Raw genomic sequence first — 19,460 nt, 5'->3', positions numbered from 1 at the left:
TCTATAGGAACATCTATGCCGTATGTAGCCCCAGTAAAAGACATGCTATTTGTGATGAACGAATTAGCAGGGCTAACTGAAGTTGTTTCTTATCCTTCTTATGCTGAGGCGGGTGCCGATGTAGATTTAGCCCCTGCGATTTTGGAAGAGTCTGCCAAATTTAATCAAGATGTTGTAGCACCTCTCAATTGGCCGAGCGATCAAAAACCTAGCTCACTAAAGGCTGGTGTCGTCACTACTTCTCCTGGCTTTAAAGAGGCTTTTGAGCAATTTGCTGCAGCAGGTTGGCAGGGTGTTGTGCACCCCGTAGAGTTTGGTGGTCAAGGTTTGCCAAAACTCATTGCTACAGCATGTTTTGAGATGGTCCACTCGGCAAGCCTGTCTTTTGCTTTATGCCCGATGCTGACGGATGGTGCGATTGAGGCTTTATTGACTGCAGCGAGTCCTGAGTTGCAAGAGCGCTATGTGCCTAAGATGATCTCTGGAGACTGGACTGGATCCATGTGCCTCACTGAGCCCCAAGCAGGCTCAGACCTATCCATGGTGCGTTCTCGCGCCGTTCCTGAGGCAGATGGCATATACAAAATTTTTGGCACCAAGATTTATATCACCTACGGTGAGCACGACATGGCGAAAAATATTGTCCATCTTGTACTAGCTAGAACTGCGGATGCACCAGAAGGTGTGAAGGGCATTTCCTTATTTGTAGTGCCGAAGTTTTTGGTAAACACCGATGGTTCGCTAGGTGAGCGTAATGATGTGCATTGCGTCTCAATTGAGCACAAGCTGGGCATTAAGGCCAGCCCAACTGCAGTCTTACAGTTTGGCGATCATGGTGGCGCTACCGGCTACTTGGTTGGCGAGGAAAATCGTGGCCTGGAATACATGTTCGTCATGATGAATGCAGCTCGCTTTGCGGTGGGTATGCAGGGTATTTCAGTTGCAGAGCGTGCATATCAAAAAGCAGTGCAATATGCCAAAGACCGAGTTCAGAGTCGTGATCTAGAGGGTTCTCTAGGTCCTGTAGCAATTATTCATCAGCCTGATGTGAAGCGGATGTTGATGACTATGCGCGGCTACATTGAAGCTTCTAGAGCCTTAGCGTATTACGCGGCAGCTGCTTACGATGCACAGCATGCCTCGCCTGATGAAGAAGCGCGTAAGCAGAATCAATCCGTATATGAATTCTTGGTACCGATTGTGAAAGGCTTTTCAACTGAAATGTCGATCGACGTTGCGAGTTTGGGTATTCAAGTACACGGTGGTATGGGCTTTATTGAGGAGACAGGCGCAGCGCAACACTATCGTGATGCTCGCATTCTGACCATCTATGAGGGCACTACGGCAATTCAGGCGAATGATTTGATTGGCAGAAAGACAGTGCGTGATGGTGGCGCAACTGCGAAGCTGTTCTCGACCAGAATCCAACAAACTGAAAAAGACTTAGCAAGTAGCGGCAGCGCAGATGCAAAAGCAGTATTGAAGCAGTTAACACCAGCGCGTGAAGCGTTTGAAGCTTCAGTAGCTTACATTGTGGCAAATGCAAAAACAGATATCAAGGCAGTGTATGCCGGGAGTTTTGCTTACTTGCGTTTATGTGGTCTAGTATTGGGCGCGTGGCAAATGGCACGTGCTTTACTGGCTGCACAAGAGTTGCGTGCAGGAGACCCAAATTTCTATGACGCCAAGATTGCTACGGCACGCTTCTTTGCGGAAAATCTATTGCCGCAATCTCAAGCTCTCGCAACTTCAATCTTAGAGAGCGGTCAATCTACTAATGCACTGACAACGGAGCAGTTTTAAGATTTAAATAACTGATGCTGTCTATCACAAGTTATCGACCAAAAAAGCTATCCGCATTACTGAGATAGCTTTCTTGCTTCTTGAAGTTGGGAGATGAAAAATTGTTCGAATGCAATTGCTAAGAAGGTCATCATTACACCAGCACCAAGGACCAAAGAAAAAATCACGGTCAGCACAACTGGCCATCCAGACTGAGTAGCTTTACTAGACTCAAGGCCTGGATTAAATTGGGCATCCCACTTTTCATCGGCACGTAAGCCATAAGTGATGGTGGTTAACCAACTAGCTTCAAGGGTGATGAAGCCGAAGGTGATGAGTACCCAACCCGGTGCAGAATGAAAGTGCGTATCTTTGAGAATCAACCAACCAGCGATTCCGCCGATAAAAGAAAATAATTGTGCCCAGCCCCAAAAGGATTTCAATCCTTGTAAATAAAAACAGTTCAAGCCAGTTCCGGGAAAAAATAATCCAAGTGAGCAGAATAGGAGTTTGTATTTTTTCATTCAGACTTTCAGTGATAGGCTAATGCAATAGTGAGCCATTTTTTATTTGGATGAATTGCTTTTTTGCATAAAACTTAAGACTTCTCGATCTGCACCAATCATGAGTAGTTGATCGCCATTGCGCACAATCGAGCGGTAATCATTTAATTCATAGAGGAAATCATTTTCTAATTCCATGCGTTGGGGTGCGCAGGCCATTTTTGTACTGGCGATTTGATCTAGCGTAAAGCCCCTGGCATCTTCGGTGATGCGTGCAGTAAAGCGATTGCACCCAGTTGATCCACTCACACGCTCACCATTGGCATCAAAAATGATTTGGATAGGGTTGCTATTGTCACCTTGGGGAATTTGTCGGGCACGCACCTCCCCTTTGCTGTTCGGTGCGAGATTCCATCGAACAAGCTCCCATTTGGTGTTGCGAAACTCACTGCTCGGAGGGCTAGTTTTGGCGGAGCAGGGTGGAATGACATTGGCGCAGGCCGTCAAAAAACCCAAACCACAGCAAGAAAGAATGAGAAAAAAGCGCTCTATAGGGCCTTTGGATGGTCTAAAAGTGGCTATTTTCATGACAAAATTTCTGTAAGCTATTGTTTTTTATAATAATTTTATGTTTCACCGGATACCATTCTACTGTTGAAGCCAAAGAGGCGTTCGCTTAAATAGGTGGATCAAGTAGGGGTTTTCGTCTAGAATATGAGGCTTTCCGCTATACCGTGCATTTGTTTCGATAATTTGCGCTTTAGTTGGAGCCCAAGATTTTGTAGTAATTTCATTGGGTTGTAATCAACCTGTTTTCATTTTAGATTTTAAGGAATAAGTATGGTCGTCATTCGACTGGCACGCGGCGGTTCAAAGAAGCGCCCTTTTTATAGCATCGTGGCTACAGACAAGCGCAATCGTCGCGACTCGAACTTTATCGAGCGTATTGGTTACTTCAATCCACAGGCAGCGGCGACAGAGCAAGCAATGCGTATTGCTCAAGATCGTCTGACCTATTGGACTGGTGTTGGCGCGCAGATTTCTCCAACTGTAGTTCGTTTAATCAAAAACAATCCTGCGGTTTAAAGCCTTCAAATCCAAAGACCTTCTCATCTCGATAAAGTCTTTGGTAGCAGAATTTACTAGTAGTGTCATTTGGGGAGTGGAGGTGATTTCAATATGAATACACCTTCCCTAAATGATTTGATCGAGCTCGGTGCAGTTCAAGACGCTCAAGGCTTACAGGGCCAGATTAAGGTTCGCCCTCATTCTTCCGATCCGGTAGCCCTCTTATCTAGCAAAGAACTTTGGTTATCTCTCATTCCTCGTCGGAGTGCTGGTGTTGCTGTTTCTCATGAGCAGGCTTCATTAAAGCTTTACAAGGTGAAGCAGGCCAAGATGCATAGCGGTACGGTAGTGATTGCCTTGGATGGTATTTCTGATCGCGATCATGCCGAAGCCTTAAAAGGTGCTCGCATCTTAGTTGCGCGTGAGGTGTTTCCCAAGACGGATGACGATAGTTACTACTGGGTTGACCTGATCGGTTGTAAGGCAATCAATCTCCAGGGAGAGAGTCTGGGTGAGGTGATTGAAGTTAACGATAACGGCGCTCATGGAATCATTTCTCTTGGCGATGCAAAAACCAAAACAGTAAAACAGTTAGTGCCTTTTGTAAAAGAAGCAGTGCAAAATGTTGACTTGCCTAATAGGCTGATTACCTTAGACTGGCAACCCGACTGGTAATCAGAAAAGTCATTGATCTCTAATATGCGCTTTGATGTAGTCACCTTATTCCCTGAAATGTTCTCTGCTTTAACGCAGTGGGGTATTACTGGGCGTGCCTACGAACAAGGTCTTGCCAATATCAATCTTTGGAATCCTCGGGATTACTGCTCTGATCCCCGTAAGACTGTGGATGATCGAGCATATGGTGGTGGCCCTGGCATGGTCATGATGGCAAAACCTTTGGAAGATACCTTATTTGCTATTAAGGCAGCTCATCAATCTCAAAATGTTGCTTCTGGTCCAATTTGCCTCCTCGCCCCTCAAGGAGAGATCTTTTCTCAGAAGATAGCGAAAGATATCCTCAATTACGGTAATTTAACCTTTATTTGTGGTCGTTATGAGGCTGTTGACCAGCGTTTTATTGATCGCAACGTTGATTTACAGCTTTCGATGGGTGATTTTGTGGTTTCTGGTGGTGAATTGCCTGCCATGACCATGATGGATGCGGTTATTCGCCTCATTCCAGGCGCCTTAGGCGATGGGGATTCTGCCATTCAGGATAGTTTCATGAATGGTCTTTTGGACTATCCGCACTACACCCGCCCTGAAATATATGAAAATTTATCCGTTCCGGACGTGCTTTTAGGCGGACATCACGCTAAAATAGCGGATTGGCGTCGGCAAAAGTCTTTAGAGCTGACGCTAAGGCTCAGACCTGATTTAATTAAGTCGGCAAGAGCTAATGGGTTGCTAAGTAAAGAAGATGAGCAATTTCTTCGAACGCTATAAGTAATTATGCTTTTGAATGAAGTGTTTGTGTTTTGATTTAGTGAAATGGTTTTAACTGCATCCTCTGTCTGGTCCGTTGATGAAAATCTCGGGATTAAACGCTGACAAGATGTTTAAGGATTAATAATGAATTTGATCGAAAAAATTGAGCAAGAAGAAATTGCTCGCTTAAGTGCTAACAAAGTGCTTCCTGCTTTCGCTCCTGGTGATACAGTAGTTGTTGGTGTAAACGTAGTTGAGGGTACACGTAAGCGTACCCAGGCCTTTGAAGGCGTTGTGATTGCTAAGCGCAATCGCGGACTGAATTCTAGCTTCATCGTTCGCAAGATTTCATCTGGCGAAGGTGTAGAGCGTACGTTCCAAACTTACTCACCGTTGATCGCTAGCATTGAAGTGAAGCGTCGAGGTGATGTACGTCGCGCGAAGTTGTACTACTTGCGTGATCGTTCAGGTAAGTCTGCACGTATTAAAGAAAAGCTTCCTGCTCGCAAAGTCAAGGCAGTTGCTGAGACAGCAGCGGAATAAGGTCTGCTTTAATCCAAAAGAAGGCGGCCTAGGCTGCCTTTTTTATTGCCCTAAAATAAAAGCAGATGCCAAAGAATTTCAAACCCCAAGAGCCAAAATTGAGTAATGCTACGCCATTGAATTTTGATGCGCGGGCGATTCCAGTTCATGAGGTTTGTTCGGATCAGCCCAAAGTGACTGCTCATCATTTGGACCCATCCAGCCTAAAGCAACGCTTTCTGAATCCTCCTGTTTGGCGGCCAGAGATTACTGATGAGAGCCGGCACATCATCGCCGCGGATATTATTTCCAAGCGGCAGGCTGCTGGAAAAGTGACCCGGGCGGCTGTATTAATACCCTTGCTCCTGAAGAGTGATGGACTGTCTGTGTTGCTAACCCAAAGAACCGACCATTTGCACGACCATGCCGGTCAGATCAGCTTCCCAGGTGGACGAATGGATCCGAGTGATTTCGATCCCAATCACACCGCTTTGCGAGAAAGTGAAGAGGAAATCGGTTTGAATCCGCAGGGGGTCGAGATCATTGGTCATTTACCTCAATATTTAACGGTTTCGGGATATAGTGTGACGCCGGTTGTAGGCTTGGTAAAACCTCAGGCAGAATATGCATTAGACGTATTTGAAGTGGCGGATGTTTTTGAAGTGCCTTTACATTTTTTAATGGATCCTGCAAATCATCAAGTGCGGGTCTGGGAGAGTGATCAGGGTAGTCGTCGGTTTTATTCAATGCCCTATGAAAATCGTTTTATCTGGGGCGCTACTGCTGGAATGTTGCGTAACCTTTATCATTTATTAAAAGTATGACTTTCTTTTCTATTCTCTTCGCACTCATTGCTGAGCAATATCGCCCAGTAACGTCAAATCATTGGATCGCGCGCATGAGTGCTCGCTGGCTTGATTGGGTTGCTGGAGAATTCGGCGGCAAGACTGAACAAGGTGCAAGTCCTGTAGGTGCGCGCATGGCCTGTTTGGTCGCGTTCATTCTGCCCACATTCCTAGTCTTCGTGCTGTATGTCGTCTTTATGGTGACCTTCCCAATTCTGGGATTCCTATGGAACGTATTGATCGCCTATCTATTTTTTGGTTTCCGCCAATTTAGCCACTCTTTCACACTAGTGCATGAGGCCATTGCAAACCATGATTTGCCTGCAGCTCGTTTGGCACTGGCGCAGTGGTATGGCCCTGAATTAGATGCTTCCAATCTCACTGAGACTGAAGTGATTTCACTTGCATTAGAGCGTGCCATCATCGGTTCTCACCATCATGTATTTGGTGTGCTGTTCTGGTTCTTAATGCCGATGGGTCCTGCAGGCGTAGTGTTGTATCGCTTGGCGGATACTGCTGCTCAGCGCTGGTCAGAAAAAGGCGACTTTAATTTAAGTGAATCAGCACGCCATTTCTTCTACGTATTAGATTGGGTGCCTGCACGCATCACTGCAATGGGCTTTGCGATTGTGGGTAACTTTGAAGGCGCTGTCTATGCATGGCGTCACCTAACTGGTAAATGGTCTGATTCTCTGTCAGCTGTGATCTTGGCATCCGGAAGTGGTGCCTTAGGTGTTCGCTTGGGCGAGCCTATGAGTGAGCCTGATAGCGATGAAGCTTTGCGTATGGCTGAAGCTGGAGAGCCTGTTTTTTACGAAGTGGGTCTGGAGCCAAACGAGCGCACCATGCGTTCCGCCGTAGGCTTAGTGTGGCGTTTAGTTATCGCTTGGATGGCTTTATTGCTAATGCTGACCATCGCTCTTTGGCTTGGCTGATTCCCTGAATCTGCGTATCGGCAGTTTTTGAGTCTGAACGCAATTGCCTAAAGAGCGCTAATCTTTCTGGCGCAATTTCATTTTTGTCGACAGCTTCTCGTATTGCGCAATCTGGCTCTGATTGGTGCGCACAGTTATGAAAGCGACACTTGCCTAGTAGCTCATGAAACTCCCTAAAAGCATGCTCTAGCTCGCTAACCGACATGTGTGCCAAGCCAAACTCCTGAAAGCCTGGGGAATCGATTAAAGCACCCAATTTGCCTTTAGCATCTCGCCCCCAAGCCTCTGGTAGCTCAAAGTAGCGGCAAGCGGTTGTGGTGTGTTTACCAGTATCTAGGCGTACTGAGTACTCTTGAGTAATCGCTGCTGCATTAGGAACCCAGGCATTGAGTAGGCTAGATTTGCCCATGCCAGATTGACCTACGAACACAGATACTTTGCCGCAAATGGCAGGGCGCAATGCTTCGATAGAGGCTTGATCAAATTTGGCTGATACCTCAGTAACGGGATAGCCCATACGAGCATAAGGTGCAATAATCTTGCGAGCATGCTCCAAGTTATCCTTGAGATCGCACTTGTTCAGCAAGATATGCAAACCAATTTGATTTGTCTCTGCGGCAACAACCGCTCTTCCCAAAAGATCGGGAGAGAAGGCTGGTTGCGTAGCTAGTACGACTAATATTTGATCGACATTGGAAGCAATGAGTTTGCTTTTAAAAGCATCAGATCGATAGAGTAAATTTTCTCGTGGTTCGATGCGAATAATTCGGGCTTGATCAACCGAAGTCATTTCCAACAACATACGGTCACCCACAGCGCCAATATGCTGCTTTGCTGGAGTGCTGACTTGAATTAAATCACCGGCAGGAGATTCATTTCCGTGCTCATCTTTCAGTAAACGCTGCGCTAAATAATGCCTTCCATAAGAGGCAGTCAGTAGCGCATGAAATTGTTCCATTAATTAAACAATTCCTAACTACTTAGTTAAAGCGCTTGAGATTGGCAATGCGTAATGGAGCTGGTGGATGCGAACTATAAAAAGCGGTATAGATCGGATCTGGCGTTAGGGTTGACGCATTGTCTTGATAGAGCTTCACTAAGGCAGAAATTAAGTCACTCGCAGAAGATTTATCTGCAGCAAAACCATCCGCCTCATATTCATGTTTGCGTGATGCCAAGCTAGACAGCGGCGTCAGGAAGAAGCTAAATACTGGTGCAACAAGCATGAAGAGTGCTAAAGCCAAACCACCGTTATAGCCATTCAGATTAGGCATTACACCCAGATCGGTATAGAACCACGGCTGGGTGCTAATCCACCCCAAGAGTGCAAATGTCAAAAAGCTGATAGCAAAGGAAACTAGCAAACGCTTGCGGATATGGTTGCACTTGTAGTGACCAAGCTCATGAGCCAAAACTGCCTCTACTTCGCCGGGGTTGAGCTTCTCAATCAAGGTATCAAAAAAGACAATACGCTTCGCTTTGCCCATGCCCGCAAAAAATGCATTACCGTGCGCACTGCGCTTGCTACCATCCATGACGAACAGACCTTGGCTAGCAAAATCACAGCGGCTTAATAGGGCTTCGATTTGCGTCTTCAGTGGCCCCTCTTCTAGCGCTTGAAACTTATTAAAGATCGGTGCGATGAAGGTCGGAAATATCCACTGCATTAATAGACTAAATACAGTGAGTACACCCCAAGCCCACAGCCACCAAAAGTCACCTGCTTGAGCCATCAGACTGAGAATGACCCAGAGAAGTGGAACGCCAATTGCGCCACCAACACCTAAGCCCTTGAACATATCGCTAAAAAAGAGTTTGCCGTTCATGCGATTAAAACCAAAGCGCTCTTCTAAGTAAAACTGTTTGTACCAAGAGAAAGGCAGATCCAGAATTCCGGAGATCAAGACAATGGATATTAGCAAGGCCATTTGCTGAGCAATGCCTTCGCCTAATAGCTGCAGAAGTGATAGATTTAAAATCTGCAATCCACCCAAGAGCGTGAAGCCGATCAAGATAATTGCACTGACGCCATTCTCTAAAATACCTAGGCGCAATTTGGCAATCGTATAGTCGGCAGCCTTTTGATGTTCGGCCAAAGAGATCTGAGATGCAAACTCAGCAGGCACCACATCGCGGTTGATAGCGACGTGCCGAATTTGGCGTTGGGATAACCAGTGGCGTAAACCAAAGCTGGCGATGAAGGCGATTAGAAAAACAATTGTGAATGTCATGAGATGATTATAGATATGAGTGAAAAAACAAGTACACCGCCGCCAAAGGCTGCGCCAGCCAATGAGCACCTAATTTGGGTGGATATGGAGATGTCTGGTCTAGATCCTGAAAAAGAGCGCATTTTGGAAATTGCTGTGATCGTGACCGATGCGCATCTGAATACCATTGCCACTGCTCCTGTTTGGGTGATCCGCCAGGAGGATGCCTTACTAGATGCGATGGATGCCTGGAATAAGGGCACTCACGGCCGCTCTGGCCTAATTGACAAGGTCAAGGCCTCAACAACGGATGAGGCTACTGCTGAAGCTGAATGTATTGCCTTTTTGAAAAAATATATTAAGCCCGGTATTGCGCCAATGTGTGGCAATACGATTGGTCAGGATAGACGCTTTATGGCGAAGTACATGCCAAAGCTAGAGACCTTCTTTCATTATCGAAATATTGACGTTTCAACACTCAAAGAGCTCTGCAAGCGTTGGCATCCTGAATTGGTGAAGGGTTTCACTAAAAAGCAGGCGCATACCGCCTTGGCTGATATTGAGGAGTCTATTGAAGAGCTTAAGTACTATCGGGAAAAGTTTATCGTGCCTTTGCCAGAGTAATTTTGCATTCAATATTGAGTGATGAAAAAAGGGTCTAGCGATAGACCCTTTTGTTTCCCCCAAAATGATTGGCAGCTTATTTCTTGATTGCGCTCTTGGGTCTAAAAGCTTTCACGATGGTTTCATCGGTCTCGATATAAGGGCCACCGATCAGGTCGATACAGTATGGGACGGCAGCAAAGATACCCGGAGCAACTGATTTACCCTCGGCATCCTTTAAACCTTCAAGGGTTTCTTTGATGGATTTGGGTTGACCCGGCAGGTTAATGACTAGGGCAGTGTGCCCCTCAATTTCTCGAAGAACGGCAGTTTGACGAGACAAAATAGCAGTCGGTACAAAGCGCAGGCTAATTTGGCGCATTTGCTCGCCAAATCCGGGCATTTCCCGGGTTCCAGCATCAATTGTGGCCTCAGGGGTGACGTCTCTTCGGGAGGGGCCTGTGCCGCCTGTAGTGAGGACTAAATCGCATCCAAGATCATCGGTCAGCTCTACGATCGTTTCGGTAATAACCTCCTGCTCATCCGCAATGAGGCGTTCATGAAAGACGCAGGGGGTAATGATGGCCGTTTGTAGCCACAATTGGAGGGCAGGGATGCCCTCATCGGTATAAATGCCCTTGCTCGCTCTATCGGATATCGAAATTAAGCCAATTTTAATTTCGTTAGGGGAGGATCTTTTCCAAGCTTCGGTATGCTTCATGTTTCTATTCTAGCTATTATTAGGGCATGTTTACACACTCATCAAATCAGTTTCAAGAAATCATCGATTTCATGCTCACAGAAGCCAAGAGACGGGGCGCCTCGGATGCTGTTTCCGAGGTTTCTGAAGGCCAAGGTCTCTCGGTTACCGTTCGCAAAGGCGAGGTCGAGACGATTGAGCAAAGCTTGGACAAGCAGGTTGGCGTAACAGTATTTTTAGGTCATCGTCGAGGCAATGCCAGTACTAGTGATTTCTCCAAGGATTCTTTAAAGGCGACCGTCGAGGCTGCGTACCATATTGCCCAACATACAGCCGAAGACCTGTGCGCTGGTCCCGCTGAAAAAGAGCTGCTCGAAAAACATCCACTGGATCTAGATTTATTTCATCCGTGGGATTTAGATTCGGCAACAGCAATCGATATTGCGCGTACTGCAGAAGGCGCCGCCTTTGCTGTTAGTAAGCAAATTCAAAATAGCGACGGCGCTTCGGTATCTGCGCATCATGCGCATTTTATGATGGGAACTAGTCATGGGTTTATGGGTGGCTACCCATTCTCACGCCACTATATTTCTTGTGCACCTATCGCAAATGAGGGCGGTAAAAAGTCACTAATGCAGCGAGATGATTGGTATTCCAGCTCGCGTATTCCAGGGGAGTTGGCCGATCCGGCTGCCATTGGTAAATACGCAGCAGAGCGTGCACTTTCACGTCTAAAGGCAAGATCGCTCAGTACTCGCCGTTGCCCAGTCATTTTCGAAGCCCCCTTGGCTGCTGGCCTATTGGGCGGATTAGTGCAAGCGGTATCTGGCGGTGCTCTCTATCGTCGGTCTAGTTTTCTATTGGATAGTTTAGGTAAACAAGTATTACCAAAGCATGTCAGCCTTTTTGAAAATCCTCACCTTAAGGCAATGACAGGAAGCGTCCCTTTTGATGAAGAAGGTGTGAAGACTTCGGCGAGAACCGTGGTTGATAAAGGGATTTTGCAAGGTTATTTCTTATCCACTTATTCCGCCAGAAAACTCGGAATGAAGACCACTGGTAATGCAGGAGGTTCTCATCATCTGACATTGCAGAGCCGCAAGACGCCAAAGGGAGGATTGCCAGCGCTCTTACAGGCGATGGGTACGGGTTTACTAGTTACCGAGCTTATGGGGCAGGGCGTGAACTACGTCACTGGTGATTATTCTCGTGGTGCCTTTGGTTACTGGGTAGAGAATGGCGAGATTCAATATCCGGTTGAGGGTATTACGATTGCCAGTAACCTGCGAGATATGTTGATGGATATTCAGATGATTGGTAGTGACACACTGATTCGGGGTACCAAAGAAACAGGTTCCATCTTAATTGGGTCAATGACTATTGGTGGTAAGTAAAGTAAATCAACATCATAAAAATACAGAGAACATCAATAAGAAAAAACTATTTTGGAGGAGAAGACAATGCAAAGACGTTCCTTTTTAAAGAAAGCCACTATCGGTGCGGGTGCAGCAGCATTAGCTGCGCCAACGATTGCGCAGAGTTTGCCAACGCTTAATTGGCGTTTGGTCTCTAGCTTTCCTAAATCTTTAGATACTTTATTTGGTACCCCAGAACTATTTGCCAGCGCTTTGCGCAAAGCAACAGATGGTAAGTTCAATGTCAAAGTATTTGCTGCTGGTGAAGTGGTTCCAGCGCTACAGGTATTGGATGCGGTTCAAAACGGTACGGTGGAGTGTGGCCATACCGCCAGCTATTACTACCTAGGCAAGAACAGCGCATTTATTTTTGATACGGCGGCACCTTTTGGTATGACGGCACGCCAGCAAACTGCTTGGATGTTGCATGGCAATGGCATGAAGCTGATGCGTGAGCTCTACGCCAGCTACAACATTGTTAATTTCTTAGGCGGACAAACTGGTACCCAGATGGGCGGTTGGTTTCGTAAAGAAATTAAATCTCCGGAAGATCTAAAAGGACTTAAATTTCGTATCGCTGGTTTTGCAGGGCAAGCGCTTGCAAAGTTAGGTGTAGTGCCACAACAGTTACCTGCTGGTGAAATTTACTCAGCACTAGAAAAAGGCACGATTGATGCCGCTGAATTTGTTGGCCCTTATGATGATGAGAAATTAGGTTTAGCTAAGGTTGCGAAAAATTATTACTACCCTGCATTTTGGGAGGGTGCGGCTGGACTCTCATTCTTGGTGAATAAGAAGCAGTGGGATTCATTGCCACCCTCATACCAAGCGGCATGGGAAGCCGCTTGCTTTGAGGCGCATGTGGATATGTGCGCTAAGTACGATGCCTTAAATCCACCAGCGCTACAGCGCTTAGTTCAAGGTGGTGCGGTATTGCGTAAGTTCAATACCTCTGTCATGGATGCCTGCTTTAAGGCAAGCCAAGAAACCTATGCAGAAGAGTCTGCTAAGAATCCCCAATTCAAGAAGATTTTCGAGGACTATCGCGTTTTCAGAAACATGGAAGCGCAGTGGTTTAACTTAGCAGAGCAAGCATTCTCTCAATATAGCTTTGCTAAGAAGCTGTAAGACCCAAGTTATAAGCGCAAAACTTTAGCTGTAGTTATAGAAAAACCACCCTCGGGTGGTTTTTCTTATAAGGTAAATGAAAGTATTTTTTACTACTTCTTAAATACCTGTTTTCCATTAACCCAGGTTTCATTCACTTCAATATCTCTAATTTTGTAGGCATCCGTTTTCATTGGATTCTGATTCACGATAGCGAAGTCAGCGTATTTGCCTTCCTGAATCGATCCAATTTTGTCATCCATCTTTAACTGATAGGCGGCATCAATCGTGATGGCTTTTAGCGAATTATTGATGGAAATCTTCTGACTTGGATTTAGCACTTTTTGGGGTGTGACTTGCCATAAGCGAGCAGCACCTTCGGAGGCGTACTTAAGCGGATGAATTGGTGAGACAGGAGAGTCACTATGGTATGCAAAATGCATACCCTTTTTAATCAAGCTCGCGCTAGGGTCAATTCGATCAGCTCTTTCTGGCCCAATGAGATGATTATGAAACGCTTCACCCCAATAGTCGGTGTGCCCAATAGTAAAGCCAGGAACAACTCCAAGCTTTGCCGCTTTAGCAATCTGCGTTTCAGTTGCTACAGTGAAGTGCTCAATTCTTAATCTTGTTTTAGCATCGCTTGGTTTTGTAACTAACCTCGCAAAAACATTCAAAGTTTGCTCAATTGATCTATCACCATTTGAGTGAACGGAAAGTTGCCAACCCTCATCAAATCTGGGTTTAGCAAGATCATAAAGTTCTTGCTCAGTGAAGTTGAGGGTGCCCGTATTGCTTGTACCTGCTGGATAGTCGTACGGCTTAATCATTGCACCAGTAAGGCCTTGATTGGAGCCATCAGCCACAATTTTGACGCCGATTAATTTAAAGGTGTCATCACCTTGCCCTGGTTTGTACTTATTGTTTGTAGTTGGATATGCATTTGAATACATATAACCTCTCACCCGAACTGGAAGCTTGCCACTTTGGGTCATGGCATTAAACAGGGCATATTCCTTATCAACCCCAAGGTACCCGCCAACCGTAATTTCTGCTGAAGTGGTGACGCCCTTGCTAACGAGCCTTTGGCCAACCTTGGCCACCGCCTGTTCGACCACCTCTTGTGTGGGCTGAGGCATCTTATCGAGGAATAAATAAAAAGCAGGTGATTCATAAACCACACCAGTTAAACGCCCCTTGCTATCTCTAAGTAACTTACCACCCTTGGGATCGGGGCTGGAATCAGTTAATCCTGCCATTTCTAGGGCCTTGTGATTTACGTAAGCAATATGCATACTTTGATTCATAACAAAGATAGGCTTAGTGGTGGATACCTTATCTAGTATGTCCGCGGTTAATTCAGACATAAATGGTTCTGTTCTGGATGGGTCAACGCCAAAGGCATTAATCCATTCACCATCTTTAAAGTTTTTACTATATGCAGTGAGCTTCGCCACCAAACTATCTAATGTGTCATGGGGCATTGTGAAGTTGGAGAGATTGAGGAAGATCTCTTCTGAAAATGCGGTGCCTATGATGTGTACATGTGGTTCAACTAAACCTGGCATCAAAGTTTGCCCATTCAAGTTAATCAACTTTGTACTTTGCCCTTGTAAGGCCTTAAGCTTAGTCAGAGAGCCAACCTTGATGATTTTTCCACCTTGAACCGCTACAGCCTCTGCAGTAGCTTGTGATTTATTCATCGTGACAATATCGCCACCATAAAAAATCATGTCTGCCTCGCTTTTTGCAAAAACAAACGCGCATTGGACTATCAATATGGCAGAAAGTAATTTTGATGAAAATTTCATGGACACTTCCTTTTAGAAACTGATTTAAAGACAGGTAACAGCTTGGGTGGTATCTTTATCTACGCTCAAGCGTAATAAAATTAAATGTAATTTCACCTTCAGATGCTGGAGTGCGTTCCACCTCTTTCCAATCGGATGGATTGGGAACTTCAAAGAAAGTATCGCCACCCTCTACATCGATATCAATTTCGGTTATGAAAAGGCGATCTGCTTTGGAAAAGGCTTGAGTAAAGAGCTGCTCTCCACCAATCACAAAGACCCGCGGGAATTCATTCAAGGTTGCAAGTGCTTCATCAAGTGAGTTGACTACTTCCGCACCAGCCAACTTGAGATCAGCATTACGACTGACCACGATATTGCGACGTCCCGGAAGAGGGCGACCAATAGACTCCCAAGTCTTGCGACCCATGATGACAGGGTGACCCATTGTTACTTTTTTGAAGAACTGCAGATCAGCAGAAATCTTCCAAGGCATTTGATTGTCTTTACCAATCACGTAATTACGTGAGCGGGCAACAATCATGGAAATGGCAGGGTTTTTAGCTACGGTCATGAGGATCTAATTTCTTAAACAGCTACAGGGGCCTTAATGGCAGGATGGGATTCATAGCCGGCGATTTCAAAATCTTCGAATTCGTAATCAAAGATAGAGTCAGGCTTACGCAAAATATTGAGCTTAGGGAGCGGGAAGAAGTCTCTCGAGAGTTGAAGATCAACTTGTTCCAAATGATTGCTATAAAGATGACAGTCACCACCAGTCCACACAAAGTCACCAACTTCTAAATTGCACTGCTGCGCCATCATGTGGGTCAGTAGGGCATAGCTAGCAATATTAAAGGGTACACCCAAGAAGATATCCGCACTACGTTGATAGAGTTGGCAAGATAGCTTGCCATCAGCAACGTAAAACTGAAAGAAAGCGTGGCAAGGTGCCAAAGCCATGCGAGGAATATCAGCCACGTTCCAAGCAGAAACAATCATGCGACGAGAGTCTGGATTCTTTTTCAGAGTTTCTACCACTTCAGCGATCTGGTCAATATGCCCACCATTCGGTGCTGGCCATGAGCGCCACTGATAGCCGTAAATCGGGCCAAGGTCACCATCTGGAGCTGCCCATTCATTCCAAATGGAAACACCACGCTCTTTAAGCCAGTTGTTATCCGTACTGCCTTTGAGAAACCAGAGTAATTCCAGAATAATGGACTTCAGATGCAACTTCTTCGTCGTCACCATCGGAAAGCCTTCAGCCAGATTAAAGCGCATCTGATGACCAAAGATGGAGATCGTGCCGGTACCGGTTCTATCGGATTTTTGGACGCCCTTTTCTAGGACTTCCTTCATGAGATTGTGATATTGACGCATAGGTTTATTCAGTCAAATAATTCAGTGATGTTAAGAGCTTACTCGAATGTCGATGGGCTTACCCCAAGCGCCTTATGAAGCCTTGGGGATGTGGTGGTGTATTGGAGTTGAATCTGCTTTTCTGGGGCCAGATAGGCGGCTGCTGCAAAGGCCGCCAATGCTGCTTCATGAAAGCCTGACAAAATCAGTTTTTTCTTGCCTGGGTAGATATTAATATCCCCAACAGCGTATATGCCGGGAGTGCTAGTCTGAAAGCAGGCAGTATCCACAGCAATTTGCTTACGGTCGATATCTAAGCCCCAGTCGGCGATAGGGCCTAATTTAGGGGAAAGACCATAAAACAGTAAGAGTGCATCTAATGCAATTATCTGAATCTCGCCATCAATATTAGTGACGGCAATTTCAGTAAGTTTGTCATTAGACGATTCAATGCCCGTAATTTGTCCAATGATGAGTTGCATCTTGCCGGCAGCACAAAGAGCTCGCATCTTAGCAACTGACTGAGGGGCTGCTTTAAATTCATCTCGGCGATGTATGAGTGTCACACTGGCAGCTTGATCGGCAAAATGCAATGCCCAATCCAGTGCGGAATCTCCGCCACCACAAATCACTATGCGCTTGCCTATAAATTGCTCAGGATTTCTGACGTGATAGAAAACTTGTTTATCGACAAAAGCTTCAATGCCATCTAGGTTGAGCGTGCGCGGTTGAAATGCACCAACACCTGCAGCTATAAAAATCGCTCTACTCAAAAATTGCTGATCTTGTGATGTGCAAATCAGAAAACGACCATCAGCCTGTTTCTCAAGGGTAGAGACCTCTTGATTTAAGTGAAACTGTGGTTTGAATGGCTCAATTTGTTTGAGTAGATTACTAACTAGCTCACGACCAGTGCAAACCGGAATTGCTGGGATGTCATAGATGGGTTTATCTGGGTAGAGCTCGATACATTGACCTCCCACTTCAGGTAGGGAGTCAATGACATGCGCTTTAATTTCTAAGAGACCAAGCTCAAAGACTTGGAAGAGTCCCACCGGACCGGCGCCAATAATGACTGCATCGGTTTCAATGGGAGGGTGCAATTTACTTTACCAGCTGATCAATTTTATTTTTAACTTCTTTCCACTCATCCGCGTCTGGAAGGGCTGCTTTGGATTTGGTGATAGATGTCCATCCTGGAGAAAGATCTGCATTTAATTTAATGAAAGATTGTTGATCTCCTGGTACATCATCTTCAGCATAAATCGCATTGACTGGACACTCTGGTACGCAGACAGCGCAATCGATACATTCATCTGGATCGATCACTAAAAAGTTAGGACCTTCGCGAAAACAATCGACTGGGCAGACATCAACGCAATCAGTGTATTTGCAGCGGATACAGGCTTCGGTAACAACGTAAGTCATGATGGTTTTTAGGTAAGAGTCCGGGTGAATGGACTGCCAAGTTATAAAAATTCATTTTAGCTGAAATGGCCTATATTTTAAGCAAACCTCATTTTTTCCATTAGGCTAACCCTCTTTAGTTAATTTTTGAGGGTTCGATATATTCTATGATTTCTATAAATCATAAAAAAAGCGTTTCTTCATGAAAATATTAATTGTTGGTGCTGGGGGTATTGGTGGCTTTTTTGGTGCCAAACTTCACCAGTCGGGCGCGGATGTTACCTATCTACTGCGAGAGCAGCGCCAACAGCTTATTCAGAAACAAGGTTTGACGGTAGAGACCCCGAGGGGGAGCTTTACTATCCGCCCAAAAACAGTTCTAGCTAAGCAATTAGAGCCTATTTATGATCTGATTATTTTGGCTTGCAAAGCCTTTGATTTAAAGGATGCAACTGATGCAATCAGCAAAGCAAGCTCTAAAGGGGTCATACTCCCTTTTTTAAATGGTTTTACCCATCTTGATACCTTAGATCGCCAATTTGGCAGGGAGCGGGTCATGGGCGGTGTTGCCCACATTGCCGCCACCATTTCCGAATCAGGCGCTATCAAACAATTAACGGAATTAAATTCACTAACGGTTGGCCCCAGAACACCGGGGCAAGAAGCATTGTGTCAGGCATTGTTTGCCTTATGCAAAAAGGCAGATTTTGATTCTTTTTATAAGGAAAATATTGAGCAAGCCCTATGGGACAAATGGACTTTCCTAGCAGCGCTCGCAGGCATGACAACAATCTGTCGTGGTTCGATTGGAGATATTGCAGCAACTCATTACGGTAAGGATCTCAGCGGGAAAATGTTTGCTGAATGCTGCGCCATCGCTGCAAGCCAAGGGCGACCAATTGATGGGTCTACGCAATCAAGCTCTAAAGATATTCTCGTTAAGGAGGGGTCGCCTTTCACGGCTTCAATGTTGAGGGACTTGCTTGCAGGCAAGAGGGATGAGCACGAGCATATCTTGGGCGATCTGATTAGTTTTGCTAATTTGAGCTCAATAGACTGCCCTCTATTAAAAATTGCTTATACCCATATGGCGGTGGAGGGCAAAGGAAGGATTTGAGCAGGGGATTTCCCTATGGCTTTACTTTTTCATAGAGAAGCCGAATTGATTACACTTCAAGAATCGTCATTAATTAAATCCACTAAGAAAGAACGGACCATGGAAGAGTATCGGCTGAAGATCGATAAAACAGAAAAACCATTATTGATCATTGATTACACCTTTGGGGGAGACCGCAATCTGGAATTAATGAAATCAACAAACTTACCTACTGCCTTGCAAAATGCCAAGGTAAAGACTGAGTTTGATTTGGCTTACGCGTGGAGCGATTTTGCACGCAAGTATCTGGAGAAAACAAAAGAGATTGCAGCAACCCCTATTTGCTGGCAAGGTCACTATGATCAGCTTGGTAGGGTGATGCTTGAAATGATGCGCTTAAGTAGGGATAGACAAGAAATGGTCAATCAAGAGGGCGTTTACGACATTATTCCCAATCTAGAGGAAATCCCTTTTGTGAGCAAGCCCTCTCGCCTAGAAGATAAGATGTTTTGCCGTATCTGGCTTTCTTTAATTCGTCATCCTGCCTTTATTGAAATGGAGTTAGATGAGGAGGAGTTGGCATCATTCAACTACTGGCAAGGTTTATTTACGGTTGCTTTGGGTAAGACGAATAGTGAGCTACTAAATCAGATGACTTGAAGCAGTTGTAGTGGGATAAAAAAAGCG

Annotated in this window: 22 protein-coding genes; 12 read left to right on the top strand and 10 right to left on the bottom strand. The window is 45.4% G+C overall.

Annotated features, from left to right (window positions below; all coding sequences use genetic code 11):
• Positions 1 to 15 precede the first annotated feature (15 nt).
• Positions 16 to 1,803 carry an acyl-CoA dehydrogenase gene (locus CL55_RS07905; protein WP_046330595.1) on the top strand — a complete coding sequence of 596 codons (1,788 nt, stop codon included), beginning with the start codon at positions 16 to 18 and terminating at the stop codon, positions 1,801 to 1,803.
• 56 nt (positions 1,804 to 1,859) lie between these two features.
• Here the strand turns inward: CL55_RS07905 and CL55_RS07900 are convergent, their stop codons facing one another.
• Both CL55_RS07900 and CL55_RS07895 read right to left on the bottom strand, forming a co-directional pair.
• The gene (locus tag CL55_RS07900) at positions 1,860 to 2,306 is read right to left on the bottom strand and encodes a hypothetical protein (protein WP_046330594.1); all 447 of its coding nucleotides are present in this window, start codon (positions 2,304 to 2,306) and stop codon (positions 1,860 to 1,862) included.
• 42 nt (positions 2,307 to 2,348) lie between these two features.
• Positions 2,349 to 2,873 carry an META domain-containing protein gene (locus CL55_RS07895; RefSeq protein WP_237150487.1) on the bottom strand — a complete coding sequence of 175 codons (525 nt, stop codon included), beginning with the start codon at positions 2,871 to 2,873 and terminating at the stop codon, positions 2,349 to 2,351.
• Between the two features lie 252 nt (positions 2,874 to 3,125).
• Here CL55_RS07895 and rpsP point away from each other — a divergent pair, with 252 nt between their 5' ends.
• The 6 genes from rpsP (at position 3,126) to CL55_RS07865 (ending at position 7,083) form a co-directional block, all read left to right on the top strand.
• A complete protein-coding gene (gene rpsP / locus CL55_RS07890) occupies positions 3,126 to 3,371 on the top strand; it encodes a 30S ribosomal protein S16 (protein WP_011902362.1) in 246 nt (81 codons plus the stop codon).
• A 93-nt stretch (positions 3,372 to 3,464) separates the two neighbouring features.
• Positions 3,465 to 4,028, top strand: a complete 564-nt coding sequence (gene rimM / locus CL55_RS07885; protein ID WP_046330593.1) for a ribosome maturation factor RimM — start codon at positions 3,465 to 3,467, stop codon at positions 4,026 to 4,028.
• 24 nt (positions 4,029 to 4,052) lie between these two features.
• On the top strand, positions 4,053 to 4,799 hold the full coding sequence (gene trmD / locus CL55_RS07880) for a tRNA (guanosine(37)-N1)-methyltransferase TrmD (protein ID WP_046330592.1): 747 nt from the start codon (positions 4,053 to 4,055) through the stop codon (positions 4,797 to 4,799).
• A 126-nt stretch (positions 4,800 to 4,925) separates the two neighbouring features.
• Positions 4,926 to 5,324: a 50S ribosomal protein L19 gene (rplS, locus tag CL55_RS07875; protein ID WP_046330591.1), complete on the top strand. Its 399-nt coding sequence runs from the start codon at positions 4,926 to 4,928 to the stop codon at positions 5,322 to 5,324.
• Positions 5,325 to 5,389: 65 nt separating this feature from the next.
• On the top strand, positions 5,390 to 6,127 hold the full coding sequence (locus tag CL55_RS07870; protein WP_082091915.1) for a CoA pyrophosphatase: 738 nt from the start codon (positions 5,390 to 5,392) through the stop codon (positions 6,125 to 6,127).
• Positions 6,124 to 7,083, top strand: a complete 960-nt coding sequence (locus tag CL55_RS07865) for a CobD/CbiB family protein (protein WP_046330590.1) — start codon at positions 6,124 to 6,126, stop codon at positions 7,081 to 7,083. Before CL55_RS07870 ends, CL55_RS07865 begins: the two co-directional genes overlap by 4 nt.
• Here the strand turns inward: CL55_RS07865 and rsgA are convergent.
• Entirely contained in the window at positions 7,028 to 8,041 is a 1,014-nt protein-coding gene (gene rsgA / locus CL55_RS07860; RefSeq protein ID WP_046330589.1) for a ribosome small subunit-dependent GTPase A, read from the bottom strand. The genes CL55_RS07865 and rsgA overlap by 56 nt on opposite strands.
• Positions 8,042 to 8,063: 22 nt before the next feature.
• Positions 8,064 to 9,314: a M48 family metallopeptidase gene (locus CL55_RS07855; RefSeq protein WP_046330588.1), complete on the bottom strand. Its 1,251-nt coding sequence runs from the start codon at positions 9,312 to 9,314 to the stop codon at positions 8,064 to 8,066.
• 15 nt (positions 9,315 to 9,329) lie between these two features.
• On the opposite strand from CL55_RS07855, the gene orn reads away from it, so the two are divergent.
• Positions 9,330 to 9,917, top strand: coding sequence for an oligoribonuclease (gene orn, locus CL55_RS07850; RefSeq protein ID WP_046331256.1), 588 nt, complete (start codon positions 9,330 to 9,332; stop codon positions 9,915 to 9,917).
• Positions 9,918 to 9,993: 76 nt separating this feature from the next.
• Here the strand turns inward: orn and mog are convergent, their stop codons facing one another.
• A complete protein-coding gene (gene mog / locus CL55_RS07845) occupies positions 9,994 to 10,617 on the bottom strand; it encodes a molybdopterin adenylyltransferase (RefSeq protein WP_046330587.1) in 624 nt (207 codons plus the stop codon).
• Positions 10,618 to 10,643: 26 nt separating this feature from the next.
• Between mog and pmbA the strand changes: the two genes are divergently transcribed.
• On the top strand, positions 10,644 to 11,990 hold the full coding sequence (gene pmbA / locus CL55_RS07840; RefSeq protein ID WP_046330586.1) for a metalloprotease PmbA: 1,347 nt from the start codon (positions 10,644 to 10,646) through the stop codon (positions 11,988 to 11,990).
• Between the two features lie 66 nt (positions 11,991 to 12,056).
• On the top strand, positions 12,057 to 13,139 hold the full coding sequence (locus tag CL55_RS07835; RefSeq protein WP_046330585.1) for a TRAP transporter substrate-binding protein: 1,083 nt from the start codon (positions 12,057 to 12,059) through the stop codon (positions 13,137 to 13,139).
• A gap of 92 nt (positions 13,140 to 13,231) precedes the next feature.
• Here the strand turns inward: CL55_RS07835 and CL55_RS07830 are convergent, their stop codons facing one another.
• From CL55_RS07830 to fdxA, 5 genes are read right to left on the bottom strand one after another with little or no spacing between them, the layout of a single operon-like run.
• Positions 13,232 to 14,929, bottom strand: coding sequence for an amidohydrolase (locus CL55_RS07830; protein WP_046330584.1), 1,698 nt, complete (start codon positions 14,927 to 14,929; stop codon positions 13,232 to 13,234).
• Between the two features lie 55 nt (positions 14,930 to 14,984).
• Complete coding sequence (locus CL55_RS07825) at positions 14,985 to 15,482, bottom strand: dihydrofolate reductase (RefSeq protein ID WP_046330583.1); 498 nt, start codon at positions 15,480 to 15,482, stop codon at positions 14,985 to 14,987.
• A 14-nt stretch (positions 15,483 to 15,496) separates the two neighbouring features.
• Positions 15,497 to 16,291, bottom strand: a complete 795-nt coding sequence (locus CL55_RS07820; protein WP_046330582.1) for a thymidylate synthase — start codon at positions 16,289 to 16,291, stop codon at positions 15,497 to 15,499.
• Positions 16,292 to 16,329: 38 nt separating this feature from the next.
• Positions 16,330 to 17,373 (bottom strand): NAD(P)/FAD-dependent oxidoreductase, encoded by a 1,044-nt coding sequence (locus CL55_RS07815; protein WP_046330581.1) that lies wholly within the window; start codon positions 17,371 to 17,373, stop codon positions 16,330 to 16,332.
• 1 nt (position 17,374) lies between these two features.
• Positions 17,375 to 17,698, bottom strand: coding sequence for a ferredoxin FdxA (gene fdxA, locus CL55_RS07810; protein WP_046330580.1), 324 nt, complete (start codon positions 17,696 to 17,698; stop codon positions 17,375 to 17,377).
• A 181-nt stretch (positions 17,699 to 17,879) separates the two neighbouring features.
• Between fdxA and CL55_RS07805 the strand changes: the two genes are divergently transcribed.
• Both CL55_RS07805 and CL55_RS07800 read left to right on the top strand, forming a co-directional pair.
• Positions 17,880 to 18,794 carry a 2-dehydropantoate 2-reductase gene (locus CL55_RS07805; RefSeq protein ID WP_046330579.1) on the top strand — a complete coding sequence of 305 codons (915 nt, stop codon included), beginning with the start codon at positions 17,880 to 17,882 and terminating at the stop codon, positions 18,792 to 18,794.
• A gap of 15 nt (positions 18,795 to 18,809) precedes the next feature.
• Complete coding sequence (locus CL55_RS07800) at positions 18,810 to 19,433, top strand: hypothetical protein (protein WP_046330578.1); 624 nt, start codon at positions 18,810 to 18,812, stop codon at positions 19,431 to 19,433.
• The last annotated feature ends 27 nt before the right edge of the window (positions 19,434 to 19,460 follow it).

It is taken from the genome of Polynucleobacter duraquae (genome assembly GCF_000973625.1).
GTDB classification, from domain to species: domain Bacteria; phylum Pseudomonadota; class Gammaproteobacteria; order Burkholderiales; family Burkholderiaceae; genus Polynucleobacter; species Polynucleobacter duraquae.
The sequence above is the reverse complement of the archived record's forward strand: the minus strand, read 5'-3'. Positions and strand labels throughout refer to the sequence as shown.